Here is a 24317-nt window from a genome sequence, read left to right on the forward strand (position 1 = left end):
GTGAAGGATGTTCTGCTTCTGGATGTTACGCCGCTTTCTCTGGGAATTGAAACCCTCGGAGGGGTAATGACCCCGGTGGTTGAGGCAAACACCACCATACCGACCGAGAAAAGCCAGATATTCACAACCGCCGAGGACAATCAGCCGCAGGTTGAAATCCATGTTCTTCAGGGGGAGAGGAAGATGGCGGGAGACAATCGGATGCTTGCGCAATTTATACTTGACAAAATCCCGCCCGCCCCCAGAGGGTTGCCGCAGATAGAGGTGTCTTTTGACATAGACGCAAACGGCATACTGCACGTAGCCGCAAAAGACAAAGCGACCGGCAAGGAGCAGAAAATCAAGGTTGAGTCATCAAGCGGACTCTCTCAGGAGGAGATAGACTCCATGATAAAAGAGGCCGAGGAAAACGCCGAGGAGGACGAGAAGAAACACAAGGCGGCGGAGGTGAGAAACCGGCTGGACCAGCTAATTTACTCCACGGAGAAAACCTTTGAGGAGCACAAGGAAAAACTGTCGGAGGATGAGAAAAAAGAACTTGAGCAGGCTCTTGAATCCGGAAAAGCGGCCTCAAAATCCGACAGCCCCGATGAGATGGAAAAGGCGTCCGAAGCCATAACAAAGGCGTCGCATAAACTCGCCGAGATAATGTATAAGCAACAGCAGAAGCAGGACGGCGGCGCGGCGGACGCCCCGAACGGAACGGACAAGGGCGGCGGCGATGATGATTCGGGCGAAGTCATAGACGCGGAAGTCACGGAAAAGTGAACCGAAAGTGATAAGGGCTCTTAAAGGAAAATCTCCGTCCATACATCCCTCCGCCTTCATAGCGGAAGGGGCGGTGGTGGTCGGAGATGTGTCTTTGGGAGAATTTTCAAGCGTCTGGTTTAACGCCGTTGCAAGGGGGGACGTCAACAGCATCACCATCGGCAGGTGCACTAACATTCAGGACAACTCAATGCTGCATGTTACAACCGGAAAGCATTCCCTTGAAATCGGCGACTATGTAACCGTCGGCCACAATGCGGTTGTTCACGGCTGCCGCATCGGAGACGGGGTTCTTGTGGGTATGGGGGCAGTGGTTCTTGACGGCGCGGAAATTGCAACCGGCTCCATTGTGGGCGCGGGCGCGCTTGTGCCGCCGGGGTTTGCGCTTCCGTCCGGAAAACTCGCCGTGGGCGTTCCCGCAAAGGCGGTCAGAGACCTCACCAAAGAGGAGCGGCGGGCGATAGAGGAGTCCGCCGAAAACTACATTAAAAACTCGCGGCTTTATATGGAAGACCCTGATTTCAACGCATAGAACAATGAGCAAAAAAGAAAAAAACACTCAGGAAAGCCCCGCTCCCGCAGACGGGGCGGACACAGGCGAAAGACTGAAGGGGGCGGCTGAAGGCTTTGAAGAAAAATACAACGAACTGAATGACAGGTTTCTTCGTCTCGCGGCGGATTTTGACAACTACAAAAAACGTTCCGAAAGCGAGAGGGCGCAGGCGCGCCTTGTCGGCGTGATGGATATGGCGGCGTCAGTCTTTGCCTTTCTGGACAGCCTTGAACTGGCGCTGCGGCACGCATCGGCGCAGGACGCAAACACCGAAAGCCTCACCGAAGGCGTGCGTCTGACATACGAGCAGTCCGTATCGCAACTGGGCAATTTCGGCATAAACCAAATTTCGGCAAAAGTCGGCGAAAAGTTTGACCCTTCATTCCATCAGGCGATAGAAAACCGGCCGTCAAGCGACATAAGCAAGGGCTGTGTGGCGGAAGAAATCTCAAAGGGATACCGCGCGGGAGACACATTGATTCGCCCGGTCGCCGTTGCGGTGTCGTCCGGGCCGCCGGAAGAATAAAATGGCAAAGAAAGACTACTACGAGACGCTCGGTGTTTCGCGCGGGGCGAGTGATGATGAAATCAAAAAAGCGTATAAAAAACTCGCGCTGAAATACCACCCGGACAAGAACAAGGAAGAGGGCGCGGCGGACAGGTTCAAGGAGGTCAACGAGGCGTATCAGGTTCTGTCCGACAAACAGAAGAGGGCGCAATATGACAATTTCGGACATGCCGGGGCCGGGGGTTCGCCTTTCGGGCGCGGCGGTTTCAGAGAGGGATTTGGAGAAGGCTTCGGCGATCTTGGCGGAATTTTCGGCGACCTTTTTGAGGATGTTTTTTCCGGCGGCGCAAACAGGGGAGGCCGCTCCAGAGGGCAGGACCTTATTCTTGACCTTGCCATATCGTTTGAGGACGCCGCTTTCGGTTGCAAGAAGGAAGTTGAGATACCCAGAACCGCGCGGTGCAAAAAATGCGGAGGGCGCGGCGGAGACAAGATAATACAGTGCGACCAGTGCCGGGGCACGGGCAAAACCGGATATTCGCAGGGGTTTTTCTCAATACAGCAGACATGCAGGGGTTGCGGAGGCAGGGGCGAGTTGATAACCGAGCCGTGCAAGAAGTGCCGGGGAGAGGGGGTGGTGAGGGAAAACGCCAAGGTAACCGTTACCATCCCCGCTGGCGTTGACAGCGGAACGCGTCTGAGAATAAGGGGCGAAGGTCAGACTGCGGGTGGAACCGGGGGCACAAGCGGCGACCTTTATATAAGGTGCATAGTGGCGGAGCATCATTTCTTTACAAGGCAGGGGGCGGACCTGTTGTGCAATTTGAACATCAATTTCATACGCGCGATAAAAGGCGGAAAGGTGTCCGTCCGTTCGCTGGCGGGAGATGACATAGAATTCAAAGTCCCAAACGGCACACAGTCGGGAAGCGTAATGAGAATAAAGGACAGGGGAATCCCGAATATGAATGGTCGCGGCGCGGGAGACCTGTTTGTTACAATAAAAGTTGACATACCGAAAAAACTTTCCTCCAAGCAGAAGAAACTTATTGATGAGTTAGAGAAAGAGTTTTAAGAACCTGTAGTTTTCTTTCACGCTGAACCGCCCTCTTGCGGACTAAAACGGACGGGCACGGACTGATGTTGACAAACTTGCGCATGGTGTCCGTGTGTTGACAGAAACAGGATTTTTCTTTAGATTTGTCGCTGTCCATTACCTTACACGGAGGACCCGCCCTGTCGGGTCTCTGTGTAATAGAAGACCCCTCAGGGGGAATAATCAGAACTTTCTGACTCTGTGTTAGGTAGTGGACAAGGCCCGACGCCTTGAGCGTCCGGTCGTAAGTTTTTCATTCAGGAGGGTTTTTGAAATGAAAAAAGCAATTGTCCAAATTGTGGTTGCCGTGTTTATGGCAACAGGTCTGCCGATGGGTGTTTCCGCTCAGGGGCAATCTGAAGAGCAAGAAAGACGGGGGGCTTATGTTGTTCTTGACGTCGGCACACGCAGTTTTCTCAGTCAAGCTGAAGTGGTTGTGAGCGCAACATCGGCTTCATCAGCATTGGCGTTGGATTATGATGCCGGTTACGTGTTTGGCGGAGGGTTCGGCTATGACACAGGCAACGGGTTTCGCTCTGAACTTGTCGTTTCCTACTCAGACAATCAAGTTGAGTTTGGAGGATTCAGCGAAGTGCTCAACCCTGATGGAAGTCTGGATTCTACTGTAGCCATCCTCGGAAATACCGATGTTTCCACCCTCAATGTTCTGGCAAAAGGTTTTTTTGATTTACGCCTCAGCCAGTTTAATAACTTTGTGCCATATGCCGGAGTCAGTTTGGGATACGGCAGGAGCAAGATTGAGGGTGTTACCGGCGCGTCCGGCACAATCCCCGGCGATACAGAAAGCCTGTTTGCCTACGGAGGCACTCTTGGTTTCAGGTATTTCGTCAGCGACAAGTTTGCAGTAGGGCTGGAGTCAAGTTCTCTCATCTACTATGACAGTGAAGATCCGGAGTCTTCATACAACCTTAAAGCGAGGGTTTATTACTCATTCTGAGTAACAGGGAGGAGCGAACCATGAAGAAAAAACTACTGACAACCATCCCTGTCGTTTTGGTCTTGTTGCTTGGCGGCTGTATAGGAACAAAAGGGGGATTGAAGAAACAAGCCGAAGGAACGGGCGCTTCACGGACATTTGAGCACGGCTACAACGATGTTGCCAAGGCAACACGCAGAGCCATAGTCAATTCCGGGCTTGCCATTGATGAAGCATCGCAAGTTGCTCCCGGCAAACTGGCAATAATCGCCAAAAAGGACTCCGGGCGATTTTCTTACGGTGAACTTGTCAGAGTGATTGTTCAGGAACTCTCTGAGCAACGGACACAAGTTGAGATCATCACCAAGAAAAGGGTAAAACTGAATGTTCTGGCTAAAGGAGACTGGTCGCAAACGATTTTCTCAAACATTGAACTTGAGTTACAGTAACCTTTCATCAAGGAGGAGAAGATGATGAAAAAACAATTTTCAGCAATTTTGGTGATTTGCCTTGCTGTCGGCGGGTGTTTCGGTGGCGGTGGGGGAGGGGGAGGTCCGCAAACGCTTGGGCCTCAAACGCCAACAGTTCCACAGTTGCCGAACAGACCGGCCACCCCGATAGTCGCTTCTCCCAATCCGGCGGAGAGAGCGTCAATCAGCACACTTGAGACTTTTTACGCCGGATATTTGTCAGATTCCGTGGCTGGCGGAGAGTTTGACCTTGTCAATTTGGATAGGGCGTATGCCAACATCTACAGTGCAAACGGGGCAACTGCGGCAGGGCGACCGGGCAACGGAGTTACCATTGGCTTTATTGACAGCGGTTTAGATACACAACATTCGGCGTTTCAAGGCAAATCAATGAGAGTTGAATACTTTGGAGGCGCAAGCGCGGGGTCTGATTTGGTAGGGGCAAATGCCTCATCACATGGAACAGCCGTTGCGGGCATAGCCGCCGGAGTGCGGGTTGATTGGCCGGAGTTGTTTGTAGACCAAGTTACCGGCACATTCGTTCCGGTAACTTCCGAGGGTGTTGCTCCGGGAGCGAATATAAGGATGTTTGTAGACGGAGATGATAATGACGGACTTGATGTAACATTTCAGGCAATTGCCGCTGCTCTCAATCTTGCTCGTGGTGTTGACATCTTAAATCTGAGCATTGGCCTGAGTGGAGAAGAAGGAATTATCTCCGACACTGAATATGCTGGGGCAAACGCCAGTGATTTCGAAGCTCAAGATCAGATACAAGCAGGACGTACAGAAAAAACCCTTCTTGTGTGGGCAGCTGGAAATGAAAATAATGATATGAACCAACCCTGCACACCTAATAAGCCGGGCTTTGAAAGTTGCCAAGCAAACGGTACTCTCGCCGCAACATCTCCAGGTCCGCTTGCTGGAGCAATGTACCGCATACCAGAACTGCGCCCTCACTCTGTTGCAGTTGTGGCAGTCAAACAAGACGGAACAATTGCCGATTTTTCCAATAGGTGCGGAGTTGCCGCTGATTGGTGCATTGCCGCTCCGGGCGAGGACATTGGAACTGCCAGATCAAAGAGAGAATCGGACGGCAGAACATTAACCAGAGATGTGGGAGATGATGTTGCCTTTGAAGAATCATTAGGCACATCCCTCGCCGCCCCCATAGTCGCAGGCGGCCTCGCCCTTATGAAACAACGATTCCGCAGTCAGTTGAGCAATGTTCAGTTGCTTGCAAGAATGCTTGCAACGGCTGACAAGACCGGCAGGTACAGCAACAGCGCAATCTACGGACAGGGCCTATTAGACCTCGGAGCCGCCACAGAGCCGGTTAGGACTGTGGGAACGGTCGCAAGCGGAGCGGGGTTTGTAAACGAGGAAAGTATCCGGCAGTTTGCCCCGCTTTCCGGCACGAACATAGAAACAGCCGAAGCATTCGGAGACGGAATTGCCCGCGCTTTTGCGGGAAGGGAAATCGCAGGCTTTGACTCTCTCGGAGCGCCGTTCTGGTATCCGCTTGAGGCGTTTGCCCTGAAAACTGAAAAGCCATTAGTCCGTGAACAACTGCTCGGCTTTATGGACTTCTCAACACACGGGGACGCAAAAGAAAAGGGCGGCGTTTCCGCAACCGGCGGACAAATTTCCGCCCCTCTGTTTGCAGATGAAAACGGACAGGGAAAAGGTTTCGGCGTTACGGACGGAGAACAAATCCCTTCGGTTTATGTCTCAATGGGAAGAGGAAAAATAAAAGAGTCTGACCGCCTGAATAAATCGGGTCATCTGTCTTTCATAGAAAACCCCGTTTCTTTCGGTGTGGAGTCTGACAACTTCGCCGTCTCCGCCTTCACCTCTGATGAGCGTGAGGAGAGAGGGGCGCGGGGAGCTGTTGTTTCCTACCGTCTGCCTAACCTGCCTTTCGGTTTCCGCTCCGGCTACATTTCGGAATCAAATTCCACCCTCGGCTCAACGGCGGAGGGGGCGTTTGGCGGCGTGTCTGCGTCAACGGTTTTTGCCTCTGTCGGATGGGATTACGAGGCGGGCAACTGGCAAATAGTCGCCGATGCGGAAATGGGCGTTGCCGCCCCCGAAACCGAAGCCGGATTGATAAACAGCGTTTCCCAATTAAGAACAAGTTCATTTTCGGCGGGAGTAATCCGCAAGTTTTCAGGCGGTTCGGCGATAAGGGTTTCAGTTTCATCGCCACTCCGTATAGAGAGCGGACGCATGGGACTGTCAATCCCCACAGGCAGAACGCCCGAAGGCGCGATACTGCGCGAGACGGTAACGGCAAATCTTGAGCCGTCCGGCAGGCAGATAGATTTTTCCGCTCAAGTGGTGGCGCAAACAAAGGCGGGGAAAGTTAGCATAGGCACAGTGGCAAGCCGCGAACCGGGGCATGATGAAAACGCCAACACCGCGCTGTCACTTCTTGCAGGCTACAGCATGAGTTTTTAATCCGCGCCCGCTCAAGTCCGTGCTTTGTCCGTGCCAGTCCGCGCCATACCTGACACATCCGATTGACAGAGACAGGGCATTTCTATAGCCTCTCTGAATCCATTCTTATCTGCTTTCGCGCAAATACCCTGCGCGGAAAATAATCAGTGGAGGGTTCAAAGTGAAAAAGGGTGTTCTGTCTGTCCTATTGGCTACCTGCTTTGCAGTTGCTTTCGCGCCTTCAACAAGCGCCCAAGATTTTTTTGAAGTTATTGGCATCAAAGCCGGGTCTTACGCCGGTTACGAAGCCGGGGTGCGCCTTCTTAATCTGGAAGACGAGCCCGGCGTAGAGAGTGATGTGGATACCGGTTTCTTTAACAGCATCTTCTTCGGCTATGCCGACGGGAGAGGGTGGCGAAGCGAAATTGTGAGTTCCTTTGGACGCAACGATTACAAAGCCACTATTCCTAGTAGCAGCCGAAGTGGCGGCGCATACCTAATCAATTCAGCATGGGATATATGGACTGTGATGACACGGGCGTTTTACGACCTTAACCCTTCCGGACAGATGAAGCCGTTCCTCGGCGCGGGTGTCGGGTGGAGCAGAATAGAAACATCCGCCCGATTTCCGGGCGCTAACTCAACCTCTACGACAAGCGGTGACTACTTCACTTGGACGGGCATAGCGGGCTTTCGCCTAACGGTCGGTCAAAGCCTCAGTATTGGCGCACAATACGGCTTTGTCGGTTACGGAAGCGATGGCTTCGCCCATGACACAATGATATTGTTCTCATACGATTTTTAGGAAGCGGGCGCTTCACTATCATTCCGTTTGTCTTTGTCAGAAGGATTGTCTTCACGGAGGTTTACTCCCAAACCTGCGACAGCACAACCTATACATAAAAGAAAGATTCCCAACAAGAAATCCAGATTAAAGTTTGTTAAAATTTTCCAAGCACCTATTAAAAGACATACCCCACCAACAATTGCCAGCAATGACCCTAGAAATCTCAGCATCCTCAACCCCCAGCAATCGCGGGGATGATTGAAACATTATCGCCGTCAGAAAGCACGGTCTGTTTGCCGTCAAGAAACCTTATGTCCTCATTGTTGACATAGATGTTGATGAACCTTCTTATCTCTCCGCTTTCATCGCAAAGACGGTCTTTCATTCCGGGGCACTCGGCCTCTATATTTTCAATCAGGTCGCCAACATTGCTTGCGGCAATGTTTATCTCATCCTTTCCACCGGAAAGGTTTCTGAGCGGTGTCGGTATTCGGACAAGCGCCATTTTTATTCTCCTTCCTGCGCGAACATCTTTTCAAAGTCCTCAATGTTCGGCTCTATAAGATAAGGGGTTGAAACACTGTTTTCAATTGCGTCCTGAGTTTTGAGGCCATTTCCGGTTATGCACAGAACCGCCGACTCACCGGGCGGTATGCGCCCCTGCTCAATCAGCTTCTTTGCGCACGCCACCGTAACCCCCCCGGCCGTCTCGGTGTATATGCCCTCAGTTTCGGCAAGCAACGCAATGCCCTGTTTAATCTCCTCATCGGACGCATCCTCGCTCCATCCGCCGCTCTCCCCGATGACCTTTATGGCATAGTAGCCGTCCGCGGGATTTCCTATGGAGAGCGATTTTGCCACCGTGTCCGGAATGACGGGCTTGAAGAAATCCCTGCCGCCTTTAACCGCCGCCGAGATGGGCGAGCAGCCGGTCGCTTGCGCGCCGTGCATCACGGGGCGCTCATCATCAACAAACCCAAGCGCGGCCAATTCGCCAAACGCCTTCCATATCTTTGTCAGCAACGAACCGCTCGCCATTGGGACAACTATGTGGCGAGGGACCTTCCAGCCCGACTGCTCGGCGATTTCAAAGCCGAGGCTCTTTGAACCCTCGGAATAGTAGGGCCTCATGTTGACATTCACAAACGCCCACTCCCTGCGGCCCGCTATCTCGCTACAAAGGCGGTTAACATCATCATAAGTGCCCTTTATTCCGACAAGTTTCGCGCCGTAAACCACCGTGTTGATCACCTTTGATTTCTCAAGGTCATGGGGGATGAATATGATGGCTTCAAGCCCTCTCTCCGCCGCTATGGAGGCAACCGCGTTTGCAAGATTTCCCGTTGACGCGCACGAAACCGTTTTGAAACCGAACTCAAGCGCCTTTGAAAGGGCGACCGATACCACGCGGTCTTTGAACGACAGAGTGGGGAACGACACCGCGTCATTCTTCACATAAAGATTGTCATGCCCCAGCGCGCGCCCCAGTCTTTCCGCTTTCAGAAGCGGGGTGAAGCCCACATCAATTCCGGCCTGCGGCTCGCCGTCAACAGGCAGAAGTTCCCTGTATCTCCAGATACTCGGCGGGCGCGCGGAGATTTTCTCACGCGACAGCGTACGCTTTATGGAATCGTAGTCGTAGGAAACCTCAAGCGGCCCGAAACAGTCCTCACACACATGCAGAGCCTCCTTCGGATAAGCCCGCCCGCATTCCTTGCAGGAAAGTTGTTTAACAAAAGACATATATCAAAACCCGTCCCAATACGGAGCATTAACTATTCCAGCGTCATCCCCCGTTGTCAAAGAAAGCGGCGCGGGTTTTTGATTGAGTTTCGGCATAGTGTAGATTTTACCCTTCTGTCATGGAACTTTTTGAATTTGACAATAGGCAGTTCCGCATAGCGCGGTTTGCAGTCGCAGGGAGCGACTCAAACTACAGTTACGCCGTAACATGCGAACAAACGGGGCGGGGCGTCATCATAGACCCGCTTTCCCCCGATGACATCATTGAATATATGAATCATCGCAATATAGAGGTCAAGTTCATAATCAACACGCACTCCCACCCCGACCATATAAGCGGAAACGGCGAGTCCGTCCGGGCAACCGGCGCGAGGGTCGTCTCCCACCCCCTCTGCGCGGAAAAGACCGGCGCGGACGAAACGGCGGACGAGGGAAGCGTCATCTCTTTCGGCAACTGCAAAATGGAGGTGATGCACACACCCGGGCACTGCGCCGACCACATAACGCTTGTTCTCGGCGGCAACGCATTTGTGGGAGACACTCTCTTCCTGTCGGGCTGCGGCAACACGCGCTTCGGGGGAAACACCGGAGACCTTTTTGAGTCCGTCCGCCGTCTCGGCGCGCTTGACGGTGGCACGCGCATTTTCTGCGGGCATAACTATGCGGAAACAAACCTGAAGTTTTCCCTCAGTATTGAGCCGGAAAATCCTGACACAAAAGAAAAGTTACGGGCAATATCTGCGGGAAACCCCGTTTCCACGATTGCGGAGGAAAAACTTTACAACCCGTTTCTCCGGTGCGCCGTGCCGGAGGTTGCCGCCCGCGCGCGCGAGGCGTTTGGACCCGCGCGGAATGAAGCGGAGATTTTTGCCGCGCTGAGGGAGCTCAGAAACAACTGGTAATGGACAAGAAACCATCCGGACGCTCCGCCGGCGGCGTCCTCGCGCAACTCCTGAAAAAAAGAATCGTTTTCCTTGACGGTGCGATGGGGACTATGATCCAGCGCCTCGGCCTTGAAGAGGACGATTTCAGGGGAACTCTGTTCAAAAAATCCCGCATCCCGCTCAAGGGCAACAATGACATCCTTGTCCTTACAAAACCCGAAGCCATACTCGGCATACACAAGGAATACCTGAACGCCGGTTGCGACATCATTGAAACCAACACCTTCAATGCCAACTCCATATCTCAGGCGGATTACGGGCTTGAAAAGCATGTGAGGGAAATCAACCGGCGGGCGGCGGAGATTGCCGTCCGCGCGGTCAGGGAGACCGGCGGGGAGGGGAAAAAATTCGTGGCGGGCGCGCTCGGCCCCACAAACAAGACCGCCTCCATGTCTCCCAATGTTGAAGACCCTTCATACAGGGCGGTGTCTTTTGACGAACTGGCCGCCGCCTACCTTGAGCAGGCCGAAGGGCTTGCCGAGGGCGGGGCGGACATTCTCATCGCGGAAACCAGTTTTGACACCCTTAACATGAAAGCCGCAATATGGGCGATGGAACAACTGTTTGAAAAAACGGGGCGGAGAATGCCCGTGATGCTCTCAATGACGGTTACCGACCTGTCCGGCAGAACGCTTTCCGGGCAGACGGTTGAGGCGTTCTGGAACTCCGTCAGGCACGCAAAACCCCTGAGCGTCGGGATAAACTGCGCGCTCGGCGCAAGCGAGATGAGGCCGCACATTGAGGAACTGTCGCGCCGGGCGGAATGCTTTGTAAGCTGCTACCCGAACGCCGGACTTCCGAACCCGATGAGCGAGACCGGCTACGATGAAGAACCGCGCGACACCGCCTCCCTGCTGCGCGGCTTTGCCGAGTCATCCCTTGTCAACATAGTGGGCGGATGCTGCGGAACCACTCCGGAGCACATAGCGGAGATCGTCCGGCAACTCGGAAAACTCCCGCCCCGGAAACTACCGAAAATCCCCCCGGCGACGCGCCTGAGCGGGCTTGAGCCGCTGACAGTAAGCGCGGACAAGGGAAAAGGGCGCAAAGATGCGGGCGGCTTTGTAATAGTGGGGGAGAGAACAAACGTAACCGGCTCTCCGGCTTTTGCCCGTCTGATAAAAGAAGACAAATTTGAAGAGGCGCTTGCGGTCGCGCGCCAGCAGGTTGAAAACGGCGCAAACATCATAGACGTAAATTTTGACGAGGCGCTTCTGGACGGCGAAAAATGCATGACGCGCTTTCTCAACCTTATCTCGTCCGAGCCCGCCGTCTCGCGCGTGCCGGTAATGATAGACAGTTCCCGGTGGGAGGTGATTGAGGCGGGGCTCAAATGCGTTCAGGGCAAATGCGTGGTGAACTCCATAAGTCTGAAGGAGGGCGAAAAAGTTTTCCTTGAACAGGCGAAACAAATCATGCGCCACGGCGCGGCGGTCGTGGTAATGGCGTTTGATGAAAAAGGTCAGGCGGCGAACAGAAAAGACAAGGCGCGGATTTGCCGGAGGTCATACAAACTGCTCACCGAAAAAGCCGGGATGGACCCGTGCGACATAATTTTTGACCCGAACATACTTTCCATAGCCACCGGCATTGAAGAGCACAACGGATACGCCCTTGAGTTCATAGAGGCGGTGAAGGAAATCAAAAAACAGTGCCCCGGCGCCCTCGTGAGCGGCGGCGTCAGCAACCTGTCATTTTCATTCAGGGGAAACAACACGGTGCGCGAGGCGATGCACAGCGTATTCCTGCGCCATGCGGTCAAGAGCGGGATGGACATGGCGATAGTGAACGCCGGAATGCTTGCGGTTTACGAAGACATTGACAAAATCCTTCTCGGCAGGGTTGAAAACGCCGTTCTGAACAAGGGCGCGGATGCGGCGGAGGAACTGCTTGAGGCCGCGCAACAGTTTCAGGGCGCGGGAAAATCCGGCGGCGCAAAAGACGACCTGTCGTGGAGAAAGAAAAGCGTGGAGGAGCGCATAAGGCACTCGCTTGTCCACGGCATTGCAGACTTTGCCGAAGAAGACACCGCCGAAGCGCTCAAAAAATACAAGAAGCCGCTCAAGGTCATAGAGGGCCCCCTTATGGGCGGCATGAAGGTTGTGGGCGACCTGTTCGGAGAGGGCAAAATGTTTCTGCCGCAGGTGGTAAAAAGCGCGCGCGTGATGAAAAAAGCGGTCTCGTTCCTTACGCCGATGATGGAAAAAGAAAAGCAAAAGAAAGGGCGCTCATCGGGAAAAACATTTGTCATCGCCACGGTCAAGGGCGATGTTCATGACATAGGGAAAAACATTGTCTCGGTGGTGCTGTCGTGCAACAACTACGAGGTGATAGACCTCGGCGTGATGGTTCCGTGCGAGAAGATCATCAGCGCGGCGAAAAAGGAAAACGCCGATGTTATCGGCATGAGCGGGCTCATCACCCCGTCTCTTGACGAGATGATTTACAACGTGTCGGAGATGGAGAGGCAGAACCTGGGCATCCCCGTTCTTATCGGCGGGGCGACCACAAGCAAAACCCACACCGCCGTCAAGGTGGCTCCCGCATACGGCGGAATAGTGGAGCACGTCAAAGACGCCTCGCTTGTGGTGGGAGTCTGCAACGACATACTGAGCCCCGAAAAGAGCGCGAAGCACGCAAAAAATCTTGAAGAGGAGCAGGAAAAACAGAGGGAGCGCCATCTGCTCGGCTCAGGGCGGCTTGAATATGTGACGATTGAGGAGGCGAGGGAAAAGAGGTTTCGCCCCAAAGGCGGCGCGGTGACCGTTCCTTCCCAAGCGGGCGTCATTCCTTTCGGGGAAATAGACACCGCTGAAATCGCGGAATTCATAGACTGGTCGCCGTTTTTCTGGACATGGGAGATGAAGGGCTCTTTTCCCGGAATTCTGAAACACCCGGAAAAGGGCGCGCAGGCGACCGAACTTTACAGGGACGCGCAAAATGTTCTTGGTGAAATTATAAAACAGCGCGCTTTCAACCCGTCCGCCGTAATAGGGTTCTGGCCCGCCGCCGCGGACGGGGACGATGTGAAAATATATTCCGCAAAAACCGGCGGCGGGCGCGCCATTGCCACCGCGCATTTCCTGCGCCAGCAGACCAAAGGACGGGCGGGCAGGGAAGAGGTTTACTATTGCAACTCCGATTTTGTCGCCCCTACGTCCCCGCGAGGGAAAGACCACATCGGGGCGTTTGTGGTAACCGCCGGAACGGAGTCCGACCGGTATGCGGAAACCTTCAAAAAGGCGGGGGATGACTACACTTCAATCATGGTCAAGGCGCTGGCAGACAGAATAGCCGAGGCGCTGGCGGAGATGATGCATAAAAAAGCCCGCGAGATATGGGGTTACGGGAAGGATGAGAAACTTTCCGCAAATGATTTAATCAAGGAAAAATACCGGGGCATACGCCCCGCGCCGGGTTATCCGTCATGCCCCGACCACACGGGCAAGTTGACAATATGGAAAATTCTTGATGCGGAAAAACACACGGGCGTCCGGCTGACTGAGACCCTTGCGATGACCCCCGCAAGTTCGGTGTCGGGATTTTACTTCTCCCATCCGGAGGCGAAATACTTCAATGTCGGCGGGATACGCGAAGACCAACTCAAAGACTATGCGCGCAGAAAGAGGGTATCATTGGAGGAGGCGCGCAAGTGGCTCGCGCCAAATCTGGCTTAAAATTTTAAGGAGGCAAAAATGGCGGAAGATTTTGACAGTTTTTTCAAAGAGGGCAACCGGCTCGCAAGCGCGGGGGACTGGGACGGGGCGATAGAAAACTACACAAGGGCGGCGGACATCAACCCGTCCGGCGCGGACGCGCAATACAACCTCGGCGTTGCGCTCTCAATGAAGGGCAGGTTGCGGGACGCCATAGAGCGATACACCAGAGCCGCCGAAGCAAAGGCGGACTATGCGCAAGCGCTTTACAACCGGGGCTCGCTGCTTGTGGACATCGGCGACCACACACCGGCGATAGACGACTTCAACAGGGTCATTGAACTTATGCCGGATTTTGCCGGGGCTTATGTGAGCAGGGGAACGGCTTACGGGCGGCTTGGAAAATACAGGGACGCCATAGCCGATTATGACAGAGCGATTGAGATGGAGCCGGACAACAGCGAGGCGTTCTACAACCGCGCCACCACCTACCACAATCTGCTTCGGGATTACAAAAGCGCGTTGAAAGACTATGACAGGGCGATTGAAATCAATCCCCGTGATTTTGAGAGTCTTTACAGCCGGGGGCATGTTTACGACAGCATGGGCAACAACACAAAGGCGGCTGAGGATTTCGGCGGGGCGTTTGAAATTAATCCTGAATTTACCAAGGCGCTTTTTGCCCGCGCGACGGAGTTTCAGAAACTCGGCCGGTTTGCGGAGGCAAAGGCGGATTTTGAGGCGGTCATAAAAAAAGACCCTGACTCCGAACTGGCAAAAACCGCGAAACAGGTCTTAAAGGCGAATGAGGATAAGATGGGGTAGTAGGGGGGTAGGTAATTAGTTACAGTTTTCCGCCGGGGCGTGGGATTGGTTTACCATTGGTATCAAAGCAGTCTTTGGCGGTGCCGCGAAACTTCTTTATAAGGAGCCGCTTCATCTTCGGGTCATCTTGGAACACAGTCATCCAGACGGAAAAATGACCACCGGCAAGTGCTATACAAGCAGCAGATTCACGCAACTCGTCCGCAGAGGCTGATTGTTTTGATTGATCAACTTTATCTATCGTTCTCTTGTTTTCTTCTGCCACACGCCAATATTGTTGGCGGAGTTCCCAGCGATTGTCAGCAACAGTGGGTTTATTACTCCCCGGACTCCTATCCAGTCCCACCAGTTTCACTAAGGACGCAATGGCTCCCTTCTCCTTTGTTGAAAGGTGAGGATCTACTTGGACCATACCTTGTTTGTATAACAACCCTCTGAAAGTGTTATCAGTGTGTGGGAAAGCAACTTGTGCCAAATTAACAGGCTTATTGGATTTTATCCCGTTACAATTCTTGCAGGCAAGAAGAAAGTTTGTCCATTCAAGTTTCAAGTTAGGATTTGATGACTTTGGCTGAATATGCTCCACCTCCGGTGCATTGTCCAGATTTTTTTCACAATAGTTGCAGTAGCGACCCAACCTTTGAACCAAATCATTCGCCGCATCTCTGTAATCGGTATAAGACCTTGGCGCAGGACCTTTCTCTACTGGACGCATGGTCTTTATTTATCTATTCCGGAGGCCAGCCTGTTGAACTTCAACATGGCCGCAGCGGCGGGGTTGTCCGCAAAATCTTCCATGATTTCGTCAAGTTTCCTGCGTTTGTCATCCAACGCCTCTTTGTTACTCTCACCCTTTGCTTTCTCAAGCAGTTGGTAGTATTGACTGGATGCCTCCATCAGTTGCCGATGTTTTTCACTACGTTGTGGCATCTCCACAAGTTGAATGGACTCCGCAATATCCTCAATGGCAAGATTGTATGCTTCGGACTCAACCTCTTTCGTGTCCAAATTCACAACCATTCCCTTTTTCAATGATTGAATGATGAACGGCGAGTGTGTAGTGGCAACAAACTGAATTTTGGGAAAAGCCTCTGACAGCGCCCCCACAATCTGACGCTGCCATTTAGGGTGCAGGTGCAAGTCTATCTCATCTATCAATACAATTCCCGATGTCTTAACCAGCGCATCCGCACCGAGATGGGGGTTGAGTTTCATGGCCTTGTAGGCAATGTCGCCGACCATGGAGATAATGGTGCGTTGACCGTGACTGAGATTGTTGAATGCCACTGCTTTTTTACCATCCCCGCCATGGCCACGGAAACAGATTTCAAGACGACCCCGCTTTACTGAGTAGCGCACGTTAACAGGAGACTCAAAGCATCCTGAAACCGCCTCCTTCCATGCGGCAAAAGTTGAAATATCGCCATTTTGCCCTTCAAGACTGATTAGATGCTGGTCACGAACCCAACGTATAAGGTCGGCGGAGGAAACTTTTGGATCATGGCTGAACCTATAGGCATCAAAGCGGCTGGGTTTTGCATCGGCTTTCGTGTCTTTAGGCTCATTCCACGACCGACTGGCACCATAGTAAGAAAGCAACGGCAAATTCAAGTCCTTCCCGTCTTGTATTTTGTTGTAAGCGCTTTCCGCGATTTTCTTGATTTTCGAAGCCTTGCGGGTGGTGGTTCTGCTCTTAATGCTAATCAGTTCCCTGCACCAACTTAATGATATTGCTTGATTGGTGTCGTGGTCCAAGACGGTTCCGGTAACTTCAATTTCTACCGGATAGTAATCCTTGTAATCCGGACCGCTCTCGAAAAATCGCACTAACTCACGAGCCTCATGCCTTTGAATGTGCCGAGGCTTGGCCTTGGGAATGCCCAACAAGTAAGAACCCATCGCCACAGACAAAGCATCCAAGATTGATGTTTTGCCCGCGCCGTTGTCACCGACAATAACCGTAAAGTTAGGGTGCAACCGTTGCTCAAACTGCTCCAGCCCTTTGAAGTCTTTCAGCCTGATTTGGTCAATGCGCACTATTACATAATAGTCCACTGTCTTATGAGCATGTCAAGACCGGTCAATCAATCATAAAGGGAAACCCTCTCCGCAATCCCCGCCATTTCCCTGACAAACCTTGAGCGCGGCATAACCTCATCGCACCCCAGCTTTTTGAACTCTTCCGCCGTTTCCTTTTGAACATGCGGGTAGTAGCCCGCGCAGAACACACCGGGAATTTCCTCTTTCACAAGCGCAAGCGCCCGCCGCGCTTCGGTATCGGCAAGGTCAAGTATCACCATCCGCGCGGGGCCGCCGCGCGCGGCGGAGAGCAACTCACCGGCGGAGCGGGCGAACAGCACTTCCGCCTTTGGAGACAAAGCCTCCCGTATGCGAGATGAGAACATCAAATCCTTTGTAAGCGCGACAACCTTCATACGGGCTTCCACCTTGCCCCGAAAGCATATAACCTAACCCGCGCAATGAGAACAACGTTTATGGCTCTCGCCGTGGCGGCGATATGGGGGCTGAGCCCCATCTTTGAGAAGATGAGCCTCAAAGACGCTTCCACAACGGTCGTTATGACAATACGGCTGGTCTTCATCTCCGCCGTGATAGCGGTGTTTGCGGTTGCAACGGGGAAAACGCCGGAGATGTTTCAGGTTAGCGGAAAGACGCTGACGCTGATCCTCGTTTCCGGTCTTCTCGGCGGAGTGATAGGGCTGTTTATGTTCTTTTCCGCTCTCAAGCAGGGCGATGCCTCTTATGTGATTCCCATAGCGGCAACCGCGCCGCTTTTCACCGCGCTTTACGCATGGGTTCTGCTCGGAGAGAAAATAACAACAATGCGCCTTGCGGGCATTGCCCTGATATCCATAGGCGCTGCGCTGGTTTATCTTACAGACAAGGCGAGATGAGCAAACTTGCCGAAGCCGAAGAAAAACGGAAAGAGTCAAATCTGCCGCTTGGGTTTGCGTGGTTCGTCAAGTGCCTGAGGCTATACGCAACCTTTGAGGGACGCGCCCGCCGGAGGGAGTTTCTCATATTTACTTTTTGGAGCGCGGTCATAGCGTCTTTGTTACCACTTCTTGTGAATCCAACCCTGTCTCTTATCGTGAATGTGCTGTTTTTTCTTCCGAATCTGGCCGTTGATGTGAGACGGCTTCACGACATCGGGAAAAACGGCTGGTGGGTGTTGCTACCCGCCGCCGGGGGAGTGGCAATTGCGTTTGCGGCGGTTGCAGTTGCGGAGTCTGAGGTCGTTGCAATTTTCCTTACTTTTACCGGACTTTGTTGCATCGGCTATTTCTGGTGGCTGGCGCTGTCAGACGGACAGCCCGGAACAAATCAATACGGAGAGAATCCGAAGAAAGGTTGTTGACACCCAATAAATAATGTCATCCCCCATACCCGAACACATCGGAAAAATGCCTCACAAGCGCCGCGCGCGCGGCTTCCATTTCAATATCCTCCGCGCTTTGCGTCCAGTCCTTTATTGAGGTCATCCTCACTTGCGGAATTCCGCACGGAGTCATCGTTTCAAACCATGACAGGTCTGTGTTGACGTTCAGGGCGAAGCCGTGCCACGTAACCCACCGCCGGACGCCCACGCCTATTGACGCAATTTTGCTGCGCTTGACCCAAACGCCGGTCAGTTTCTCAATCCTGCGGGCGGAAATGTCAAAGTCCGCAAGACAGCGTATTACCACTTCCTCAAGCGAGCGCACATATCCGGAAACCCCTCCCTTGCGGTTTTTGATTCCGATGATTGGATAACCGACAATCTGGCCGGGGCCGTGAAACGTTATGTCTCCCCCCCTGCCGGTGGACGGCTCAATGTGAACACCGCGCTTTTTCAAAAACTCCGCATCCGCCGTCAGGTTTGACAGACTTCCCCGCCTTCCCGTTGTGATGGTGGGCGGGTGCTCAAGCAGTATTAAGGTGTCGCCGGTCTGTCCGGCAATTCGTTTCTCAAGAATCTCCCGCTGCAGTTCAACCGCCTGAGGGTAGGGAACAACTCCGGGCTTGATAAGGGTGAGTTTTTTTGCCATGCGCGCGGCGCGATGTTCAGAAGTGCCTCTGCCTGCCCATCGCCGCAAGCGCCGCCTCCATAACCGCCTCGGAAAGAGTGGGGTGGGCGTGCGAAGTGGTGGCTATCTCGTAGGGGGTGGACTCAAGCGTCCTCGCAGTTCCAATCTCGGCTATCAGTTCGGTCGCGCCGTGGCCTATGATGTGAGCGCCGAGAATTTCGCCGTTTTCCCTGTTGGAAATAATTTTCACAAAACCCTCCGGCTCTCCCACGGCCACCGCCTTGCCGACCGCCTTGAAAGGAAAAGTCCCGGTGTCAACATTGTATCCGGCGTCATTTGCCGCTTTCTCGGTAAAACCCACCGAAGCGACCTCCGGCTGGCAGTAAACACAACCGGGAATGTTGTTGTAATGGACGCGGGTGTTAAGCCCGTTCATCCGCTCAACGGCCACAACGCCCTCCTCGGACGCCTTGTGCGCCAGAAGCGGCGGCCCCGTCACATCGCCAATGGCGTAAACGCCGGAGCAGGTGGTTGAATAATTCTCATCCGTTTTGATAAATCCCCGCTCGTCCGTCTCAATGCCGAGTTCGTCAAGACCGATGCTGTCTCCCGAACCGTAGAAACCGTAGGAAGTCGGCGCGGAATTTGCAACCGCCTTCCTGCCGACGGCAACCAGAACCATATTTGCGCTCAAAACACTTTCCCCGCCCGAAGCCGCATCCGCCACGGTTATCTTCGCGCCCGTTTTTGTTTTCTTGATTGACTTATACGCCGTGCCCGTAAGAACCGTCATTCCGCTCTTTTTGAAACTTTTTTCAAGTTCCTTTGACACATCCTCGTCCGCTCCGGGAATAATGTTCGGAGCCATCTCAACGATGGTCACCTTGCTGCCGAAAGAGTTGTAAACGTATGCAAACTCAACACCGATGTATCCGCCGCCGATGATGATGATGCTTTTCGGAACTTCGCGGTTCATGATCGCCTCATCGCTTGTCATGACAATCTTGCCGTCTATCTCAAGGCCCGGAATTGTTTGCGGGACCGAGCCGGTGGCGAGAAGAATGTTCTGCGACTGAATTTCACTGTCCTCATCCCCGGCGATTCCAACCGCGCCCGGGCGCAGAAGCCTGGCCGAGCCCTTTATGAAGGTTACTTTGTTTTTCTTGAGCAGAAACTCCACGCCCTTGTTCAGAGACGAAGACGCTCCCCTGCTTTTTTCTATGACCCGCGAATAGTCAAAAGACAGCCCTTTGCTGGTTATGCCGTAGTCCTCGGATTTTTTGCAGTAGTTGTAAACCTCGGCGCACTTGATGATCGCCTTGGACGGTATGCAACCCCAGTTCAGGCAAACGCCGCCGGGGTTGTCCCGCTCAATAACGGCGGTCTTCATTCCCAGCTGGGCGGCCCTGATTGCCGCAACATAGCCGCCGGGACCGGAGCCGATTACAACAAGGTCGTATTTGGAACTCATACCGGCGGGCTATTCTACACACGGGGAGCGAATCGTCAAACTGCGGCGTCCGCCTCAAAAACAGGAAACTTTGCCGCTTATGCTTCATAATAGGGGGAATGGCAGGCAAGAAAACAGATGACCCCTTGCGGGAGCGGGTTGAAGAACGCGAATGGACGGACTCCTTTGACGAGGTTGTCTCATCCGCCGGAGAGAAGAGGGCGGCGCGCCTGCTTGGGAAACTGCAAATCCACGCCGCGCGAAAGGGGATTAAAATCCCCCACACCGCAAACACGCCTTATGTGAACACCATTCCGCCCGGCAAAGAGCCGCCGTTCCCCGGAGACCGCGAGATTGAGCGGCGCATAAAAAACATCATCCGCTGGAACGCAATGGCGATGGTCGTAAGGGCAAACCGCAATGAAGAGGGAATCGGCGGGCACATATCCACTTACGCCTCGGCGGCGACTCTGCTTGAGGTGGCGTTCAATCATTTTCTCAAAGCGGGTGAAAACGCAGACATGGTTTATTTTCAGGGGCACGCCTCGCCGGGGATTTACGCGCGCGCGTTCCTTGAGGGCAGGGTTTCGCTTGAGCAGATGAAGAACTTCCGGCGCGAGGCGGGAAGCGGCAGGGGGCTGTCATCGTATCCCCACCCGTGGCTGATGCCGGACTTCTGGGAGTTTCCCACCGTGTCCATGGGGCTTTCGCCGATAATGGGAATCTATCAGGCGCGTTTTAACAGGTATCTGCAAAACCGCGGGCTTATAGAGAAATCGCAGTCCAAGGTGTGGGTTTTCCTCGGAGACGGCGAGTCGGATGAGCCGGAAACGCTTGGCGCGATAACTCTCGCGGCGCGTGAAAAACTGGACAATCTTATATTCGTCATCAACTGCAACCTCCAGCGGCTTGACGGGCCCGTGCGCGGCAACGGGAAAATCATTCAGGAACTGGAGGCGATTTTCCGGGGCGCGGGGTGGGAGGTAATCAAAGCCGTCTGGGGGGCGGACTGGGACCCGCTTCTTGAAAAAGACACCCGCGGGCTTCTCGCCGAAAGAATGGCGGAAACGGTGGACGGCGAGTATCAAAAATACGTTGTGGAAAGCGGCGACTACATACGAAGCAAATTCTTCGGAACTCATCCCCTGCTTCTTGACATGGTGAAAAATCTGGCGGACGAGCAGCTTGAGCGGCTTGCGCGCGGCGGGCACGACCCCCAAAAGGTTTTTGCCGCCTATGACGCCGCCGTCAAAACCCGGGGCGCGCCCGCGGTTGTGCTGGCGAAAACGGTAAAGGGCTACGGCATAGGGGAGGCGTCCGAGGGGCGCAACATAACGCACCAGCAGAAAAAACTGAATGAAGAGGAACTGCAAACCTACCGGACCCGCCTTCGCATCCCCATACCGGACGAGGATTTGCCGTCAGTGCCGTTTTACAAGCCGCCGGAAAACAGCGGGGAAATCCGCTACCTGAAAGAGAGAAGAAAGGCGCTCGGCGGGCCGTCCCCCTCGCGCGCAAACAGGGCGCGCCCTCTTGCCGGTGTTCCAGAAAAGCCGTTCGGGGAACTGCTCAAGGGCTCAGGCGGGCGCGGGGCGACAACCACAATGGCGTTTGTGCGCATGCTCGCCGCGCTGTTGAAAGACCCCGCAATTGGAAAACTTGTTGTTCCCATTGTTCCCGATGAAGCCCGCACGTTCGGAATGGAGCCGCTTTTCCGGCAGGTGGGCATATACGCAAGCGAGGGACAGAAATACGAGCCGGTGGATTCCGACACGCTTCTGTATTACAGGGAGGCGAAGGACGGGCAGATACTGGAAGAGGGCATAACGGAGGCGGGGGCGATGTCGTCATTCATTGCGGCGGGTAGCGCGCACGCCACTCACGGAATAAACTCCATACCGTTTTTTGTGTTTTATTCCATGTTCGGGCTTCAGAGGATTGGAGACCTTGCATGGGCGGCAGGAGACATGAGATGCCGGGGTTTTCTGATAGGCGGAACGTCCGGCAAAACCACCCTTGCGGGCGAGGGTCTTCAGCATCAGGACGGCAGCAGCCACCAGTTTTCCTACGCTTTCCCCACAATGGAGGCGTATGACCCGGCGTTCGCCTACGAGTTGGCGGTCATTGTGCGCGAGGGAATGAAAAGGATGTATTGCAAGGGGGAGGATATTTTCTATTACATAACCGTTACCAACGAGCCGTATCCGCAACCGCCGATGCCGAAGGGAAAAAACATTGAAGAGGGCATAATGCGCGGGATGTACCGGTTCAAAAAATCGCCGGATGTGAAAAACCCGAAGAGGGCGCACCTGCTTGGCAGCGGGGCTATACTGAACGAGGCCATAGTGGCGGCTGAAATCCTTGAGAAGCAATACGGCGTTGCCGCCGATGTGTGGAGCGTTACCAGTTACAAGGAACTTTACAGAGACTCTCAGGCGGCGGAAAGATGGAACAGAATTCATCCGGCGGGAAAGAAAAAAATCCCCTACATTCAAAAATGCCTCGGCGGGGAGAGCGGTGTTTTTGTCGCCGCGAGCGACTATATGAAATCGCTTCCTTCCTCAATATCCCGCCTCTTGCCCGGACGCGCGGTTGAGTTGGGAACGGACGGTTTCGGCAGGAGCGACACAAGGGCAAAGTTAAGGGAGCATTTTGAGGTTGACGCAAACAACATTGCCTACGCCGCGCTTTGGGCGCTTTGCGAGGAAGGGAAGATAAAAGGCGGGACGCTTGAAAAAGCGGCGAAGGAACTCGGCATAAATCCGCGCAAGAAAGACCCGATGTTTCTGTGAGTCTCAACCTTCCCCCTTTCTTATGTTATCCTCATTCCGCAATGATTGAATTCCGTTTGCCCGAGATAGGGGAGGGCGTTACCGAAGCCACTGTTACGGCGGTTTTTGCCGAGGCGGGAAAACCCGCCCGCAAAGATGAGCCGTTTGTTGAACTTGAAACCGACAAGGCGGCGTTTGAACTTCCGTGCCAGTTTGACGGGAAGGTCAAAGACATCGCCGTTGCGGTGGGAGACACCGTAAAAGTGGGCGGCCTCATCGCCGTCATAGAGGAGGGAAACCACGCGCCCGACTCCAAAACCAAACCCGACGCCGCAAAACAACCCGAACCCGCGCCGACACCCGCAGGCGGAAGTGAAAAAACGGCGGAGAAAAACAACCCCGGCCCGGCAAAGGTTGAAGAGCCGCCCCCGGCGCCCGCAAAGCCGGTTGAGCAAAAGAAAGGCCCCGCCTCCGCGCCGCCGTCATCGCCCGCCGCCAAGTCGCTTGCGAGAGACCTCGGCATAAACATTTCAGAGGTTAAAAGCGCCGCCGGGGGAAGGGTGTCTCTTGAAGATGTGAGGGCGCACGCGAAGGACTTAATAAATTCCCCCTCGGCGGGGGGCGCGGGCGGCCTGCCGGACTTCAGCCCCTGGGGGGAGATAGAAAGAGCCCCCGTGTCAACAGTGGGCAAGGCGTCTGCGCAACAACTCTCAAAATCGTGGAGAACGATTCCCCATGTTACTCATCACGACAGCGCGGACATAACCGAACTTGAGCAGTTGCGGAAAACCTTCAGCCCGAAGGCGGAAGAAGCCGGGGGCAAGCTGACCGTAACCGCCATTATGGTGAAGGTGGCGGCGTCCGCCCTCGGCGTTTTCACAAAGTTCAACGGAAGTTTTGACGAGGCGCGCGGCGAGATGATTTTCAAAAAATATGTCAACATCGGGGTCGCCGTTGACACCGAAAGGGGGCTTATGGTTCCGGTCATAAAAAACGCTTCCGAAAAAAACATAGTTGAGATATCCATTGAACTTTCCGACCTTGCAAAACGGGCGCGGGAGAAAAATATAAAACCCGATGAACTTGCCGGGGCGACCTTCACTGTGAGCAACCTCGGCGGAATCGGCGGCGACTCTTTCACACCCATAATCAACCCGCCGGAGGTGGCGATACTCGGGCTCGCGCGCGCAAATGTCCGCCCGGTTTTTGACGCGGCGTCCGGCCAGTTCAAGCCGCGCACGATACTTCCGCTGTCGCTGTCTTACGACCACAGGATGATAGACGGCGCGGAGGCGGCAAGGTTTGCCCGCTGGGTCGCCGAAGCGGTGGAAGAGCCTTTCAA

At 54.0% G+C, this 24317-nt stretch carries 22 protein-coding genes; 15 read left to right on the forward strand and 7 right to left on the reverse strand.

Annotated features, from left to right (window positions below):
* The 8 genes from OXF42_04205 to OXF42_04240 all read left to right on the forward strand — a co-directional run.
* A partial coding sequence (locus tag OXF42_04205) for an Hsp70 family protein (protein ID MCY4047296.1) occupies positions 1 to 768 on the forward strand: 768 nt, incomplete at its 5' end.
* 7 nt (positions 769 to 775) lie between these two features.
* Complete coding sequence (locus OXF42_04210) at positions 776 to 1300, forward strand: gamma carbonic anhydrase family protein (protein MCY4047297.1); 525 nt, start codon at positions 776 to 778, stop codon at positions 1298 to 1300.
* Positions 1301 to 1304: 4 nt separating this feature from the next.
* Positions 1305 to 1847, forward strand: coding sequence for a nucleotide exchange factor GrpE (locus tag OXF42_04215; GenBank protein ID MCY4047298.1), 543 nt, complete (start codon positions 1305 to 1307; stop codon positions 1845 to 1847).
* A gap of 1 nt (position 1848) precedes the next feature.
* Positions 1849 to 2904 (forward strand): molecular chaperone DnaJ, encoded by a 1056-nt coding sequence (gene dnaJ, locus OXF42_04220; protein MCY4047299.1) that lies wholly within the window; start codon positions 1849 to 1851, stop codon positions 2902 to 2904.
* A gap of 295 nt (positions 2905 to 3199) precedes the next feature.
* Positions 3200 to 3883 carry an outer membrane beta-barrel protein gene (locus tag OXF42_04225; GenBank protein MCY4047300.1) on the forward strand — a complete coding sequence of 228 codons (684 nt, stop codon included), beginning with the start codon at positions 3200 to 3202 and terminating at the stop codon, positions 3881 to 3883.
* A 20-nt stretch (positions 3884 to 3903) separates the two neighbouring features.
* Entirely contained in the window at positions 3904 to 4311 is a 408-nt protein-coding gene (locus OXF42_04230) for a hypothetical protein (GenBank protein MCY4047301.1), read from the forward strand.
* A 24-nt stretch (positions 4312 to 4335) separates the two neighbouring features.
* The gene (locus tag OXF42_04235; GenBank protein ID MCY4047302.1) at positions 4336 to 6792 is read left to right on the forward strand and encodes a S8 family serine peptidase; all 2457 of its coding nucleotides are present in this window, start codon (positions 4336 to 4338) and stop codon (positions 6790 to 6792) included.
* 160 nt (positions 6793 to 6952) lie between these two features.
* A complete protein-coding gene (locus tag OXF42_04240; GenBank protein MCY4047303.1) occupies positions 6953 to 7576 on the forward strand; it encodes an outer membrane beta-barrel protein in 624 nt (207 codons plus the stop codon).
* Positions 7577 to 7790: 214 nt separating this feature from the next.
* Here the strand turns inward: OXF42_04240 and OXF42_04245 are convergent, their stop codons facing one another.
* Together OXF42_04245 and thrC are read right to left on the reverse strand one after the other, a co-directional pair.
* The gene (locus OXF42_04245; protein MCY4047304.1) at positions 7791 to 8063 is read right to left on the reverse strand and encodes a MoaD/ThiS family protein; all 273 of its coding nucleotides are present in this window, start codon (positions 8061 to 8063) and stop codon (positions 7791 to 7793) included.
* Between the two features lie 2 nt (positions 8064 to 8065).
* On the reverse strand, positions 8066 to 9301 hold the full coding sequence (gene thrC, locus OXF42_04250) for a threonine synthase (protein ID MCY4047305.1): 1236 nt from the start codon (positions 9299 to 9301) through the stop codon (positions 8066 to 8068).
* Positions 9302 to 9420: 119 nt separating this feature from the next.
* Between thrC and OXF42_04255 the strand changes: the two genes are divergently transcribed.
* From OXF42_04255 to OXF42_04265, 3 genes are read left to right on the forward strand one after another with little or no spacing between them, the layout of a single operon-like run.
* On the forward strand, positions 9421 to 10203 hold the full coding sequence (locus OXF42_04255; protein ID MCY4047306.1) for a hydroxyacylglutathione hydrolase: 783 nt from the start codon (positions 9421 to 9423) through the stop codon (positions 10201 to 10203).
* A complete protein-coding gene (metH, locus tag OXF42_04260; GenBank protein ID MCY4047307.1) occupies positions 10203 to 13922 on the forward strand; it encodes a methionine synthase in 3720 nt (1239 codons plus the stop codon). The genes OXF42_04255 and metH overlap by 1 nt, the downstream gene beginning before the upstream one ends.
* Before the next feature lie 18 nt (positions 13923 to 13940).
* The gene (locus OXF42_04265) at positions 13941 to 14726 is read left to right on the forward strand and encodes a tetratricopeptide repeat protein (protein MCY4047308.1); all 786 of its coding nucleotides are present in this window, start codon (positions 13941 to 13943) and stop codon (positions 14724 to 14726) included.
* Positions 14727 to 14745: 19 nt separating this feature from the next.
* On the opposite strand, the gene OXF42_04270 is transcribed toward OXF42_04265, so the two are convergent.
* Genes OXF42_04270 through OXF42_04280 form a run of 3 tightly spaced genes read right to left on the reverse strand, consistent with a single transcriptional unit; the run spans position 14746 to position 17161 of the window.
* Positions 14746 to 15441 carry an HNH endonuclease gene (locus OXF42_04270; GenBank protein MCY4047309.1) on the reverse strand — a complete coding sequence of 232 codons (696 nt, stop codon included), beginning with the start codon at positions 15439 to 15441 and terminating at the stop codon, positions 14746 to 14748.
* 5 nt (positions 15442 to 15446) lie between these two features.
* Entirely contained in the window at positions 15447 to 16781 is a 1335-nt protein-coding gene (locus tag OXF42_04275) for an AAA family ATPase (GenBank protein ID MCY4047310.1), read from the reverse strand.
* A 29-nt stretch (positions 16782 to 16810) separates the two neighbouring features.
* Entirely contained in the window at positions 16811 to 17161 is a 351-nt protein-coding gene (locus tag OXF42_04280) for a hypothetical protein (protein ID MCY4047311.1), read from the reverse strand.
* 45 nt (positions 17162 to 17206) lie between these two features.
* Between OXF42_04280 and OXF42_04285 the strand changes: the two genes are divergently transcribed.
* Together OXF42_04285 and OXF42_04290 are read left to right on the forward strand one after the other, a co-directional pair.
* The gene (locus tag OXF42_04285; GenBank protein ID MCY4047312.1) at positions 17207 to 17641 is read left to right on the forward strand and encodes an EamA family transporter; all 435 of its coding nucleotides are present in this window, start codon (positions 17207 to 17209) and stop codon (positions 17639 to 17641) included.
* Positions 17638 to 18105, forward strand: a complete 468-nt coding sequence (locus OXF42_04290) for a DUF805 domain-containing protein (protein MCY4047313.1) — start codon at positions 17638 to 17640, stop codon at positions 18103 to 18105. Before OXF42_04285 ends, OXF42_04290 begins: the two co-directional genes overlap by 4 nt.
* A gap of 16 nt (positions 18106 to 18121) precedes the next feature.
* Here the strand turns inward: OXF42_04290 and lipB are convergent, their stop codons facing one another.
* Positions 18122 to 18775 carry a lipoyl(octanoyl) transferase LipB gene (lipB, locus tag OXF42_04295; GenBank protein MCY4047314.1) on the reverse strand — a complete coding sequence of 218 codons (654 nt, stop codon included), beginning with the start codon at positions 18773 to 18775 and terminating at the stop codon, positions 18122 to 18124.
* A gap of 16 nt (positions 18776 to 18791) precedes the next feature.
* Positions 18792 to 20225, reverse strand: a complete 1434-nt coding sequence (lpdA, locus tag OXF42_04300) for a dihydrolipoyl dehydrogenase (protein ID MCY4047315.1) — start codon at positions 20223 to 20225, stop codon at positions 18792 to 18794.
* Positions 20226 to 20323: 98 nt separating this feature from the next.
* On the opposite strand from lpdA, the gene aceE reads away from it, so the two are divergent.
* Both aceE and OXF42_04310 read left to right on the forward strand, forming a co-directional pair.
* Positions 20324 to 22996, forward strand: coding sequence for a pyruvate dehydrogenase (acetyl-transferring), homodimeric type (gene aceE / locus OXF42_04305; GenBank protein MCY4047316.1), 2673 nt, complete (start codon positions 20324 to 20326; stop codon positions 22994 to 22996).
* A gap of 56 nt (positions 22997 to 23052) precedes the next feature.
* On the forward strand, positions 23053 to 24317 hold a 1265-nt coding region (locus OXF42_04310; protein ID MCY4047317.1), incomplete at its 3' end, for a 2-oxo acid dehydrogenase subunit E2.

This window comes from Candidatus Dadabacteria bacterium (assembly GCA_026708565.1).
Classification (GTDB): Bacteria; Desulfobacterota_D; UBA1144; order Nemesobacterales; family Mycalebacteriaceae; genus Mycalebacterium.

What these genes read in the sequence shown, in the direction of transcription:
- OXF42_04215 (MCY4047298.1), top strand. Translation starts at nt 1,305, where the DNA reads ATGAGCAAAAAAGAAAAAAACACTCAGGAAAGCCCCGCTCCCGCAGAC.
- dnaJ (MCY4047299.1), top strand. Translation starts at nt 1,849, where the DNA reads ATGGCAAAGAAAGACTACTACGAGACGCTCGGTGTTTCGCGCGGGGCG.
- OXF42_04225 (MCY4047300.1), top strand. Translation starts at nt 3,200, where the DNA reads ATGAAAAAAGCAATTGTCCAAATTGTGGTTGCCGTGTTTATGGCAACA.
- OXF42_04230 (MCY4047301.1), top strand. Translation starts at nt 3,904, where the DNA reads ATGAAGAAAAAACTACTGACAACCATCCCTGTCGTTTTGGTCTTGTTG.
- OXF42_04235 (MCY4047302.1), top strand. Translation starts at nt 4,336, where the DNA reads ATGAAAAAACAATTTTCAGCAATTTTGGTGATTTGCCTTGCTGTCGGC.
- OXF42_04245 (MCY4047304.1), bottom strand. Translation starts at nt 8,063, where the DNA reads ATGGCGCTTGTCCGAATACCGACACCGCTCAGAAACCTTTCCGGTGGA.
- thrC (MCY4047305.1), bottom strand. Translation starts at nt 9,301, where the DNA reads ATGTCTTTTGTTAAACAACTTTCCTGCAAGGAATGCGGGCGGGCTTAT.
- OXF42_04255 (MCY4047306.1), top strand. Translation starts at nt 9,421, where the DNA reads ATGGAACTTTTTGAATTTGACAATAGGCAGTTCCGCATAGCGCGGTTT.
- metH (MCY4047307.1), top strand. Translation starts at nt 10,203, where the DNA reads ATGGACAAGAAACCATCCGGACGCTCCGCCGGCGGCGTCCTCGCGCAA.
- OXF42_04265 (MCY4047308.1), top strand. Translation starts at nt 13,941, where the DNA reads ATGGCGGAAGATTTTGACAGTTTTTTCAAAGAGGGCAACCGGCTCGCA.
- OXF42_04270 (MCY4047309.1), bottom strand. Translation starts at nt 15,441, where the DNA reads ATGCGTCCAGTAGAGAAAGGTCCTGCGCCAAGGTCTTATACCGATTAC.
- OXF42_04280 (MCY4047311.1), bottom strand. Translation starts at nt 17,161, where the DNA reads ATGAAGGTTGTCGCGCTTACAAAGGATTTGATGTTCTCATCTCGCATA.
- OXF42_04285 (MCY4047312.1), top strand. Translation starts at nt 17,207, where the DNA reads ATGAGAACAACGTTTATGGCTCTCGCCGTGGCGGCGATATGGGGGCTG.
- OXF42_04290 (MCY4047313.1), top strand. Translation starts at nt 17,638, where the DNA reads ATGAGCAAACTTGCCGAAGCCGAAGAAAAACGGAAAGAGTCAAATCTG.
- lipB (MCY4047314.1), bottom strand. Translation starts at nt 18,775, where the DNA reads ATGGCAAAAAAACTCACCCTTATCAAGCCCGGAGTTGTTCCCTACCCT.
- lpdA (MCY4047315.1), bottom strand. Translation starts at nt 20,225, where the DNA reads ATGAGTTCCAAATACGACCTTGTTGTAATCGGCTCCGGTCCCGGCGGC.
- aceE (MCY4047316.1), top strand. Translation starts at nt 20,324, where the DNA reads ATGGCAGGCAAGAAAACAGATGACCCCTTGCGGGAGCGGGTTGAAGAA.